Below are 11,586 nucleotides of genomic sequence, written 5' to 3' on the forward strand. Positions count from 1 at the left end.
GACGGGGCGGTTCTCCGTGCCCGGTCGTAGGGTCGGGGGCATGGCCAAGACGTGGACGACCCCGCCCTCCCAGTCCCTCCGAGCAGGCGAGGGCTTCGTCCTCGCCGACGTCGACACCTCGTCGACCCCCGGCTTCACGGGCGACAAGTCGTATTCGCAGCAGGTGCTCGAGTCGGGGCGCGAGACCCTCGGCGAGCTGCAGGAGAAGCTGTTCGCCCAGAGCCGCAGCGGAGGCAGCACGGGCAACGTCCTGCTCGTCCTCCAGGCGACCGACACGGCCGGCAAGGGGGGCATCGTGCGGCACGTCGTCGGGGCGGTCGACCCGCAGGGAGTGGCGCACCACGCGTTCAAGGCGCCGACGCCCGACGAGCTCGCGCACGACTTCCTCTGGCGGGTGCGACGCGAGCTGCCCGGCCCCGGCATGATCGGCGTCTTCGACCGGTCGCACTACGAGGACGTCCTGATCGGCAAGGTGCGGCGCCTCGCCCCGCCGGAGGAGATCGAGCAGCGCTACCTCGACATCGTGGCCTTCGAGGACGAGCTCGTCGCGAACGGCACGACGCTGGTCAAGGTCATGCTGCACATCTCGTCCGCCGAGCAGAAGGAGCGCCTCGGCGACCGCCTCGACCGCCCCGAGAAGCACTGGAAGTACAACCCCGGCGACCTCGAGGAGCGCCTCGTCTGGGACGACTACCAGGAGGCCTACGAGACGGCGATCCGCCGGACCTCGACCGAGACCGCGCCGTGGTTCGTCGTCCCCGCCGACCGCAAGTGGTACGCCCGGGTGGCCGTCCAGAAGCTGCTCGTCGACGCGCTCTCGTCGCGCGGCCTCGAGTGGCCGGCCGCGCAGTTCGACGTCGAGCTCGAGAAGACCAAGCTCGCGACGTCGTAGGGCGACGCCCGACCGCGGGCGGGCCTAGGAGGCGCGGGTCCGCACCGCGTCGCCCGTCCCCCTGGGCAGCCGGAGCCCCTCGACGACGCTGAGCAGGGCCAGCGCGGCCAGCACGATCAGCGCGGCCTGGTACCCGGTCGCCGCGGACGCCCGTCCGTCGGCCGAGGCGACGACGTCGGCCACGCGGACGGCGAGGGCGGTGGCGGCGACGCCGAGCCCGACGGCGAGCTGGCTCGTGATCGAGGCGATCGCGTTGGCGGGGCCGATCATCGGTGCCGGGACGTCGGCGAACTGCAACGTGTTGTAGGCCGTGAAGCCGACCGACCGGAAGACGCCGCTCAGCAGCAGCACGCCCGCCACGACCACCGGTGACGTGTCGGGCCGGACCAGGGCGGTCGCGACGAAGGTCGCCGCGAGGGCGACGGTCGCGACGACGACGATCGGCACGATGCGGAAACGGTGCAGCAGCGGGGTCGTGAAGGGCTTGACCGCGAGGTTGCCGACGAAGACCCACATGAGCATCAGGCCGGCCTCGACGGGCGACCAGCCGAAGCCGTCCTGCAGCAGCAGCGGCACGACGAACGGGATGCCGTTGACCACGGCCCGGTAGAGCGAGCCGCTGAGGTTCGTCACGCGGAACGACCCGATGCGGAACGCCGCGAGGTCGAGCAGGGGGTGCGCCGCCCGACGGAACCACCGCACCGCGCCGGCGCCGAGCACGACCGCGGCGGCGGCGAGCAGCGCGCCGGGCACGAGCGTCGTGGGTTCGCCGAGCAGCTCGAAGGCGAGCACGAGCGACACGATCGACCCGGCGACGAGCGTCAGGCCGACCAGGTCGAGCGGTTGGCGGTCGCCGACCTCGGGGGAGGGGACGACCCGCCAGGCCGCCACGAGCAGGGCCACGCCGACCGGCACGTTGACGAGGAACACCCACTGCCAGCCGAGGTGCTCGGTCAGCAGGCCGCCGATCAGCGGGGCGACGACCGGGGCGACGAGCGCGGGCCAGGTGAGGTACGCGATGGCCCGGATCAGTTCGGACTTCTCGGTGCTGCGCAGCACGATCAGCCGCCCGATGGGCACCATCATGCTGCCGGCGAAGCCCTGCACCACACGCGACGTGGTCAGGGTGACGAGGTCGGTGCTCGCCGCACAGGCCACCGAGGCGAGCGTGAAGAGCACGACCGCGCCGAGGAACACCGGGCGGGCACCCCAGCGCTCGGCGAGCCAGGCCCCCAACGGGATGAACGCCGCGACCGCGACGAGGTAGCCCGTGACGGCCAGCCCGAGCTGCGCGGGCTGCACGCCGAAGTCGTCGGCGATCGTCGCGGTGGCCGTCGACAGGATCGTCGCGTCGAGGTTCTCCATGAAGAAGGCCGCCGCCACGACGAGGGCGACCGGGCGCGACCACGACGTCGCCGGGGCGGTCATCGGCTGAAGGCGTCGACCACGGGGCGGAACTTCATGGCGGTCTCGGCCACCTCGCGCTCGGGCACCGACTCGGCGACGACGCCGGCGCCGGCGAACGCCCGCACGGAGCCGTCCGGGTCGACCTGCGCGCAGCGGAGGGCGATCGCCCACTCGCCGTCGCCGTCGGCGCCCACCCAGCCGACCGGCCCGGCGTAGCGACCGCGGTCGAACGGTTCGAGTTCTCGGATCAGGGCCAGCGCCTCCGTCGTCGGGGTGCCGGCCACGGCCGCCGTCGGGTGCAGCGACGCGATGAGGTCGAGCGAGCTCGAGCCGTCGGTGAGGCGGCCGCGCACGTCGCTGGCGAGGTGCCAGAGGTTGGGCAGCCGCAGGGTGAACGGCTGTTCGCCGGTCACCACGTCGCGGGCGTGGGGCCCGAGCGACAGCAGCAGGCTGCGGAGCGCGAACGCGTGCTCGTCCAGGTCTTTGGGCGACGTCGCGAGGGCCAGCGCGGCGTGCTCGTCGGTCACCGCGTCGACGCCCCGGGCGGCGCTGCCCGCGAGCACGCGGGCCGACACCACGCCGCGTTCGGACTTGACGAGCGTCTCGGGGCTGGCTCCGATCAAGCCGTCGACCGCGAAGGCGTAGCAGTCGGGGTAGGCGGTCAACAGGGTGGCCGCGACGAGGCGGAGGTCGGCCTCGGCCGGGAGGGTGCCGACGAGGTCGCGTGCGAGGACGACCTTGCTGACGCGACCGTCGTCGATGGCGCGCACCGCCCCGGCCACGGCCCGTGCGTAGTCGTCGGCGCCGAGGGCCCCGTCGACCAGGGAGAGCCGGACGGAGGCGCCGACCGGCTTCCCGGCGGGCAGCTCGGCCCCGTCGACCCGCGTGATCCACGCGACGCCGTCACGACGCCCGATCACGATGCGGGGGACGATCAGGACGCTCTTCTCGGCGGATTCGTCGTCGAAGGCGAACGAGCCGAAGGCGACCAGCCCGGAGCCCGGGACGCCCACCTCGTCGTCGACGGTGGCCGCGGCGGCGACGGCACGCCAGGCGTCGGCCGCCTCGGTCATGCGGTGGGGGCCGGAGAACTCGAGTCGCAGGGCCTCGCCGATGCCCGCCATGCCCGCGCCGCCGCGGACGAAGACCAAGGGACGGGCCCGGTCGACGACGTCGAGGAGGGGGCTGATGTGGTCGATGCTGGTGGTGCGGACGGCGAGGGACGGAGCGCTGAACGCGGGGGAGTTCACCCGTCGACCCTACTCGGGACACCCCCAGTGCTAGACGGTAGGATCGACCATCGTGACCAAGGCCGACATGAACAAGCAACCCGACGAGGTCGCCTCGATGTTCGACGGCGTCGCGCGCCACTACGACCGCACGAACGACGTGCTCTCGGCGGGCAACGCGGTGCTGTGGCGCATCGCCACCGTCAAGGCGATCGGCGCGGGCCCGGCCGACAAGGTGCTCGACATCGCGGCGGGCACCGGCACGAGCTCGGCGGCCATCGCCCAGCGCGGCGCCGAGGTCGTCGCGCTCGACTTCTCGAAGGGCATGGTCGAGGTCGGCCGCGAACGCCACCCCGAGCTCGAGTTCGTCGAGGGCAACGCCGAGTCGCTGCCGTTCGACGACGACACCTTCGACGCCGTCACCATCTCGTTCGGCCTGCGCAACGTCAACCGGCCGAAGGTGGCCCTCGCCGAGATGAACCGGGTGCTCAAGCCCGGCGGCCGACTCGTCGTCTGCGAGTTCTCGACGCCCCCGTTCGGTCTGCTGCGGGTGGCCTACCGCGCGTACCTCAAGTACGGCATGCCGCTCATCGCCAAGCTCACCAGCAGCAACGGCCCGGCCTACTCGTACCTCGCCGAGTCGATCGAGCAGTGGCCGGAGCAGCAGGTGCTCAGCCAGTGGATCCGCGGCGCGGGCTTCACCCGGGTCGCCCACCGCGACCTCAGCCTGGGCATCGTCGCCCTGCACCGCGGACGCAAGCCGGCGCAGGGTGCCGTGCGCGCCTCCTCGCGTTCGAAGCGGGCCACCTCGTGAACGCGGGGGCGCCTCCCGCGCAGCGCAACTCGTTGGGCCGGTCGCTCGGCCTCGGCGAGAAGCTGTTCGCCACGCCGACCGAGCGCCGCTTCGTGGCGGCCGTCGACGACGGGCTCGAGCTCGTCGAAGAAGGACTGCTGCGCGAGATCGCCTTCGCCGACGACATCGCCGACGCCACCACGCGGTACCTGCTCGCGGCGGGCGGCAAGCGCGTCCGGCCCACGCTGACGCTGCTCATCGCCCAGTTGGGCGACGGGGCGACGCCGGGCATCGTGGCCTCGGCCCAGGCCACCGAGATCACCCATCTCGCCTCGCTCTACCACGACGACGTCATGGACGAGGCGCAGATGCGTCGTGGCGTCCCCAGCGCCCAGACCGTGTGGGGCAACAACGTCGCCATCCTGGCGGGCGACCTGCTGTTCGCCCGGGCCAGCACGATCGTCTCGGGGCTCGGCCAAGAGGCGATCCTGCTGCAGGCCGAGACCTTCGAGCGCCTGTGCCTCGGTCAGCTGCACGAGACCGTCGGTCCCCGCGACGGCGACGACCCGATCGTGCACTACCTCGACGTGCTCGCCGACAAGACGGGGTCGCTGATCTCGACGGCCGCCCGTGCCGGCGTGATGTTCAGCGGGGCCCCGCGCGAGTACCTGGCCCCCGTCGCCGAGTTCGGCGAGAAGATCGGCATCGCGTTCCAGTTGATCGACGACGTCATCGACCTCTCCGACCAGCCCGCCGAGACCGGCAAGAAGGCCGGCACCGACCTGCGCGCGGGCGTCGTCACCCTGCCCGTCCTGTACCTCCGCGAGCTGGCCAGGACCGACCTCGAGGCGTCGTCGCTGCTGAACGAGATCGACCGCATCGTCGACGCGACGCGGGCGGCGGCCCAGCGGTCCGACCGCGAGCCGACGGCCGACGGGGTGCCGGCGGCAGACCTCGCCCACGAGACGTCACACCTCGACGCCGACTTCGCCGACCTCGTGCGGCGCGTCCGAGAGCACGACGTCACCGAACGCACCCGCGTCGAGGCGCACCGGTGGGCCCGCGAGGCGCTCGAGGCGCTCTCGCCCCTGCCCGACGGCCCGGTCAAGAAGGCGCTCACCCGCTTCGCCGACCGCGTGGTCGAGCGGTCGGCCTGACCGGCGCCGCGCCTCCTCGTCCCGCTCGACCCCGAGCACCATCGTCCAACCGGCCGGCCCCGCCGAGCCACCCCAGACCTAGGGAGCAACCGTGACCACCTTGCGACTGGCCATCGTCGGCGCCGGCCCGGCCGGCATCTACGCCGCCGACATCCTGGCCAAGGCCGAGAAGGCCTTCGACGTCTCCATCGACCTGTTCGAGCAGCTGCCGGCCCCCTACGGCCTGGTGCGCTACGGCGTGGCGCCCGACCACCCGCGCATCAAGGGCATCGTCAACGCCCTCCGCGACGTGCTCGACAGCGGCGACATCCGCGTCTTCGGCAACGTCCGCTACGGCGTCGACATCGGCCTCGACGACCTGCGCAAGCACTACAACGCGGTGATCTTCTCGACGGGTGCGATCAAGGACGCCGACCTCGACATCCCGGGCATCGACCTCGAGGGCAGCTACGGTGCCGCCGACTTCGTCAGCTGGTTCGACGGCCACCCCGACTTCCCCCGCACCTGGCCGCTCGACGCGACCTCGGTCGCCGTCGTCGGCGTCGGCAACGTCGCCCTCGACGTCTCGCGCATCCTCGCCAAGCACGCGGACGACCTGCTGCCGACCGAGATCCCGGACAACGTCTACGAGGGGCTCAAGCAGTCGTCGATCACCGACGTCCACGTCTTCGGCCGCCGCGGTCCGGCCCAGGTGAAGTTCACCCCGCTCGAGCTGCGCGAGCTCGGCGAGGTGCGCGACGTCGACATGATCGTCTACGACGAGGACTTCGACCACGACGAGGCCTCGAAGACCGCCATCGCGACGAACAAGCAGGTCTTCGTCATCGACAAGGTGCTGAACCAGTGGCGTCAGCGCGAGGTCGGCACGGCCTCCCGCCGCCTCCACCTGCACTTCTACGCCAAGCCCGTCGAGGTCGTCGGCGACGCCGAGGGACGCGTGGCGGCCTTCCGCTACGAACGCACCCGTCCCGACGGGCAGGGCGGCGTCGAGGGCACCGGCGAGCTGCGCGACGTGCCGATCCAGGCGATCTACCGGGCCGTCGGCTACTTCGGCTCGCCGCTCGACGGCATCCCGTTCGACGAGCGTCGAGGCGTGATCCCGAACCACGAGGGCCAGGTCATGGACGACGACAACCAGATCGTCCCCGGCGTCTACGCCACGGGGTGGATCAAGCGCGGGCCGGTGGGCCTCATCGGGCACACCAAGAGCGACGCGATGGAGACCGTCAAGCACCTCATCAACGACCAGGCCAGCTGGTGGCAGCCCGAGGACCCGTCCGACGAGGCCGTCCCGGCCCTGCTCGAGTCGCGGGGCGTCGAGTACACCGACCTCGAGGGCTGGCACCGGCTCGACGAGCACGAGATCGGCCTCGGCGCGTCGCACGAACACGAGCGGGCGCGGGTCAAGGTCGTCGAGCGCGACGAGATGGTCCGCGTGTCGCGGGCCGTCGAGGCGGAGTCGACGCCGGCCTGACGTCCTCGACCACCGTCGGCGCGCCTCCTCGGCCGGTCGTCCTCCCGACGACGAGACCGAGGAGGCGCGCTGGCGTCACCGAGCTCGGTGGTCGTCGGTAAGCTGGTCGGCATGGCAGACAGTTCCTTCGACGTGGTCAGCAAGGTCGACAAGATGGAGGCCGACAACGCCCTCCACCAGGCCCAGAAAGAGATCGAGCAGCGCTACGACTTCAAGGGCGTGGGCGCCTCGGTCGACTGGAGCGGCGAGAAGCTGCTGCTCAAGGCCAGCACCGAAGAGCGCGTCAAGGCCGTGCTCGACGTGCTCGAGTCGAAGTTCATCAAGCGCAGCATCAGCCTGAAGCACCTCGACGTGGGCGAGCCCTTCCCCAGCGGCAAGGAGTACCGCATCGAGGCCTCGCTCAAGCAGGGCATCGAGCAGGACGCCGCCAAGAAGATCGGCAAGATCATCCGCGACGAGGGGCCCAAGAGCGTCAAGAGCCAGATCCAGGGCGACGAGTTGCGCGTCCAGTCGAAGAGCCGCGACGACCTGCAGGCGACCATGGCACTGCTGAAGGCGGCCGACCTCGACGTCGACCTCCAGTTCGTGAACTTCCGCTAGCCGCGCGGCGAGAGCGGGGCCGAGGTACCCTCCATGGTCGAACCCACCTGGGTGGCGCCGACGATCGCCGTGCTCGGCATCGTCCTCGACATCGCGATCCGCGTGTTCGCCATCGTCTACGTGCCGATCAACCGTCGGCCGCAGACGGCGACCGCGTGGCTGCTCGCGATCTTCTTGATCCCCTACGTCGGCTTCGTGCTGTTCCTGCTGATCGGCAGCACCAAGCTGCCCGCACGGCGCCGCGAGAAGCAGAGCGAGATCAACAAGTACATCATCGAGACCACCGAGGGCATGGAGCGCGTCAAGCGCGACCACCCGTGGCCGGCCTGGCTCGACTCGGTGGTCGAACTCAACCGCACCCTCGGCGCGATGCCACTCGTGGGCGGCAACACCGGCCGGATGCACACCGACTACGACGAGTCGATGGCGGCCATGGTCGAGGCGGTCGACGGGGCGCACCGCTACGTCCACGCCGAGTTCTACATCACGAGCCTCGACCGCACGACCGAGCCGTTCTTCCTGGCGCTCGAGAACGCCCGACGCCGGGGCGTCACGGTGCGCCTGCTGATGGACCACATCGCCAGCCGGGGGTACCCGGGGTACCGCAAGGCGCGGCGGAGGCTGGACGCGATGGGCGTCGAGTGGCAGCTCATGCTGCCCGTGCTGCCCCTGCGCGGCAAGTATCAGCGGCCCGACCTGCGCAACCACCGCAAGCTGCTCGTCATCGACGGGCGCGTCGCGTTCACCGGGTCGCAGAACATGGTCGACAAGAGCTACCAGAAGCGCAAGAACAAGCGACGTGGTCTCGAATGGAAGGACTTCATGGTCCGGTTCGAGGGGCCGATCGTCGCCGGCATCAACGCGCTGTTCGTCACGGACTGGTACAGCGAGACCGACGAGCTGCTGCTGCGTGAGACCGACCCCGTCCACACCGCCGACCGGCTCGACACGATCGACTGCCAGGTGGTGCCGAGCGGGCCGGGCTTCGACGGCGAGAACAACCTGAGGCTCTTCAACTCGTTGCTCTACAGCGCCCAAGAACGCATCATCGTCACCAGCCCGTACTTCGTGCCCGACGAGTCCATGCTCTACGCGATCACGACGGCGGCCCAGCGTGGCCTCGAGGTGCAGCTCTTCGTCAGCGAGATCGGCGACCAACCCGTCGTCTACCACGCTCAGCGCTCGTACTACGAGGCACTGCTGCGCTCGGGGGTCCGCATCTTCCTCTACCGCTCGCCGACCGTGCTGCACGCCAAGCACTTCTCGATCGACGACGAGGTCGCCGTCATCGGCTCGAGCAACATGGACATGCGGTCGTTCAGCCTCAACCTCGAGATCTCGATCATGGTGCGGGGGCGCGAGTTCGTCTCGCGGCTGCGCGAGGTCGAGCAGTCCTACCGCGAGTCGAGCCGCGAGCTCTTCCTCGACGACTGGCTCGCCCGCCCCTTCCGCTCGAAGGTGCTCGACAACGTCGCCCGCCTCACCTCCGCCGTGCAGTAGCCGACCGGCCGTCGCGAACCGTCCTGCGGGGCGGGCGGGTGGGTGTGGTCGAGCGGAGGCCCGAGAGGCTGTATATTTGTCTGGCGCCTCCGGTCGGTGATCACACGGGCTGGGCGTGCATGGCAAGTTACCCAAGCGGCCAAAGGGATCTGACTGTAAATCAGCCGGCGTAGCCTTCGGGGGTTCGAATCCCTCACTTGCCACGGTTGCCCCTCAAGAACGGACTCGCTCGTCGAGTCCGTTCTTGCGTTTCCGGGCACCTGACCCTCCAGGAGGCCCCGTGCCCGTCGTCCCGTCCCCCGCCGAGTTGCTCGAGATCGCGGTCTCGGTCGCCCGTGACGCCGCCGACCTCGCGGCCCGTCGTCGAGCCGAGGGAGTCGAGGTCGCCGAGACCAAGAGCAGCACGGTCGACGTCGTCACCCACACCGACCGTGAGGTCGAGTCCTTCGTACGAGACCGCCTGGCCGTCCTGCGGCCCGGCGACGGCTTCTTCGGCGAAGAAGGGGCCCCCGACGCGTCGACCACCGGTCTCACCTGGGTCGTCGACCCGATCGACGGCACCGTCAACTTCGTCTACGGCATCCCGCAGTGGGCCGTCAGCATCGCGGTCGTCGAGGGCGGCCCCGACCCGCTCACCTGGCGCGCGCTCGCCGGGGTCGTCGTCAACCCGACGTCGGGCGAGACGTTCACGGCGTCGGTCGACGGAGGCGCGTGGCTCGACGGCAGGCGCCTCGCGGTGGCCGAGCCGGCGTCGCTCGAGCAGACGATGCTCGCCACGGGCTTCTCGTACGACGCGGCCCGTCGGGTGGAGCACGCGGAGGCGCTGGTCCGGGTCGTCGGGCGCGTCCGCGACCTGAGGCGCCTCGGGGCGGCCTCGCTCGACCTGTGCGCCGTGGCGGCCGGCCGGGTCGACGCCTACGTCGAGCGCGGGCTGAAGCCCTGGGACCACGCCGCCGGGGCGCTCGTGGCAGCCGAGGCAGGGGCGGTCGTCCGCGGCGAGGTCGGCCAGGCACCCAGCGAGTCGCTGACCTTCGTCGCGGCCCCGTCCATCGCCGTCGAGCTCGCCGCCCTGGTCGTCGAGGCGGGCATCTGACCCCGGAGCGAGACGCCCGTCGGCGCCCGTGACCCGAGTGAAATACTGAGTACCACCTGGCAGTCGCCACCCTGGTACCCGAACGCGGGTAGCCATCCGTTCACCGACCGGCTACCCTTGTGAGGTCGTTACTGATCCGTGATCATCGCGTGATGAGCCTGTCGGCGCCCGTCCTCCCGATGACGAGCGTCGCGTGGCAGCCGCAGATCACCGGCAACGGCCGTGAAGACGACGGTGCACCCACCGTCTGATCCCGAGCACCCCGAGGACCCATCACCCGTGACGAAGTACCAGCAGATCGCCGAGCCCGACGGCGACGGAACCCCGTCGCGTCGCGCCACCGACGACCTCGTGGCCGCCGTGTCGACGCGTGCCGTTCCGACCGAGACCCCCGTGCCCGCCGCTCCCGTGTACCTGACCCGTCGGGAGGCCCGCGAGGCCGAGCGCCGTGCCGCGGCCGCCGTGCCCGCCGCCCCGACGGTCGTCGCCGAGTCCGTCGCGCCGTCGGTCGCGACCGAGTCCGTCGTCGAGGCGGAGCCCGTCGCTGTCACCACCGGCGGGGCTGCCACCTCCGAGCCCCTCTCGCCGCGTCGTGCCGCCCGCCGGGCCGCCGAGTCCACCGCACGCCCGACCGCCACGCGGCGTCCGCGTGCCGCCCGGGCCGTCCGCCCGACCCCGGGCCCTGGCTCCGCCGGCCGTGCACCCCGCACCGCCGGAGCGACCTTCCGGAAGACCACGAAGCGCGTCACCGTCGTGGGCGCCATGCTCTTCGCGGGGTCGATGCTGGTGGCCACCTCCGTGCCCGCCAATGCGTTCTTCGTCGACACCCCGACCCAGACGGCCGCCAAGAAGGCCACCGACTCGCAGAGCTACACGGCGACCGCCTCGACGGCCGCCGACGCCGACGCCGGCGTCTCGCGCGACGGGTACTCGGTCACCGAGATGAAGGCCGTCACCGAGTACGCGTCGACCAGTGCCAGCACCTTCTCGAACGACGTCGACGGCACCGTCCAGTGGCCCTTCCAGACCGGCGTGCCGATCAGCAGCGGCTTCGGTGCCCGCCAGGTCGCGAACTGCGGCTTCTGCTCGACCTTCCACCAGGGGCTCGACTTCGTCCCCGGTGCCGGTTCGCCGATCCAGTCGATCGCCGACGGCGTCGTCAGCAAGGTCGGCGGCCCCTCCGGCGCCCTGGGCAACAACGTCTGGATCGAGCACGTCGTCAACGGCCAGAAGGTCACGAGCGTCTACGCGCACATGCAGACGGGCTCGGTCGAGGTCACCGAGGGCCAGACCGTCACGGTCGGCACCATCATCGGCAAGGTCGGCAGCACGGGCAACAGCACCGGGGCCCACCTGCACTTCGAGATCGTCATCGGTGGCGTCCCCGTCGACCCGTACCCCTGGCTGCAGGCCAACACGAACTGACCCGTCGTCGCCGTCC

The 11,586-nt window shown here is 71.2% G+C and carries 10 protein-coding genes and 1 tRNA gene; 9 read left to right on the top strand and 2 right to left on the bottom strand.

The window, feature by feature from the left end:
* The first annotated feature begins 40 nt into the window (after positions 1-40).
* A complete protein-coding gene (locus tag AC3CCI_RS11460) occupies positions 41-892 on the top strand; it encodes a PPK2 family polyphosphate kinase (RefSeq protein ID WP_488627277.1) in 852 nt (283 codons plus the stop codon).
* A gap of 24 nt (positions 893-916) precedes the next feature.
* Here the strand turns inward: AC3CCI_RS11460 and AC3CCI_RS11465 are convergent, their stop codons facing one another.
* A complete protein-coding gene (locus AC3CCI_RS11465; protein ID WP_488627278.1) occupies positions 917-2,320 on the bottom strand; it encodes an MFS transporter in 1,404 nt (467 codons plus the stop codon).
* Complete coding sequence (locus tag AC3CCI_RS11470) at positions 2,317-3,549, bottom strand: isochorismate synthase (RefSeq protein ID WP_488627279.1); 1,233 nt, start codon at positions 3,547-3,549, stop codon at positions 2,317-2,319. The genes AC3CCI_RS11465 and AC3CCI_RS11470 overlap by 4 nt, the downstream gene beginning before the upstream one ends.
* 52 nt (positions 3,550-3,601) lie before the next feature.
* Here AC3CCI_RS11470 and ubiE point away from each other — a divergent pair, with 52 nt between their 5' ends.
* The 8 genes from ubiE (at position 3,602) to AC3CCI_RS11510 (ending at position 11,570) form a co-directional block, all read left to right on the top strand.
* Positions 3,602-4,342 carry a bifunctional demethylmenaquinone methyltransferase/2-methoxy-6-polyprenyl-1,4-benzoquinol methylase UbiE gene (ubiE, locus tag AC3CCI_RS11475; RefSeq protein ID WP_488627280.1) on the top strand — a complete coding sequence of 247 codons (741 nt, stop codon included), beginning with the start codon at positions 3,602-3,604 and terminating at the stop codon, positions 4,340-4,342.
* The gene (locus tag AC3CCI_RS11480) at positions 4,339-5,478 is read left to right on the top strand and encodes a polyprenyl synthetase family protein (protein ID WP_354593238.1); all 1,140 of its coding nucleotides are present in this window, start codon (positions 4,339-4,341) and stop codon (positions 5,476-5,478) included. Before ubiE ends, AC3CCI_RS11480 begins: the two co-directional genes overlap by 4 nt.
* A gap of 91 nt (positions 5,479-5,569) precedes the next feature.
* Positions 5,570-6,952 carry an FAD-dependent oxidoreductase gene (locus AC3CCI_RS11485; protein ID WP_354593237.1) on the top strand — a complete coding sequence of 461 codons (1,383 nt, stop codon included), beginning with the start codon at positions 5,570-5,572 and terminating at the stop codon, positions 6,950-6,952.
* A gap of 111 nt (positions 6,953-7,063) precedes the next feature.
* Positions 7,064-7,552, top strand: coding sequence for a YajQ family cyclic di-GMP-binding protein (locus AC3CCI_RS11490; RefSeq protein ID WP_354593236.1), 489 nt, complete (start codon positions 7,064-7,066; stop codon positions 7,550-7,552).
* A gap of 33 nt (positions 7,553-7,585) precedes the next feature.
* Positions 7,586-9,052, top strand: coding sequence for a cardiolipin synthase (cls, locus tag AC3CCI_RS11495; RefSeq protein ID WP_354593235.1), 1,467 nt, complete (start codon positions 7,586-7,588; stop codon positions 9,050-9,052).
* A gap of 121 nt (positions 9,053-9,173) precedes the next feature.
* Positions 9,174-9,255: transfer RNA gene (locus tag AC3CCI_RS11500), tRNA-Tyr, on the top strand.
* A gap of 77 nt (positions 9,256-9,332) precedes the next feature.
* Positions 9,333-10,145, top strand: coding sequence for an inositol monophosphatase family protein (locus AC3CCI_RS11505; protein ID WP_354593234.1), 813 nt, complete (start codon positions 9,333-9,335; stop codon positions 10,143-10,145).
* A gap of 279 nt (positions 10,146-10,424) precedes the next feature.
* Positions 10,425-11,570, top strand: a complete 1,146-nt coding sequence (locus tag AC3CCI_RS11510; RefSeq protein ID WP_488627281.1) for a M23 family metallopeptidase — start codon at positions 10,425-10,427, stop codon at positions 11,568-11,570.
* Positions 11,571-11,586 lie beyond the last annotated feature (16 nt).

This window comes from Frigoribacterium sp. CF331 (assembly GCF_057787905.1).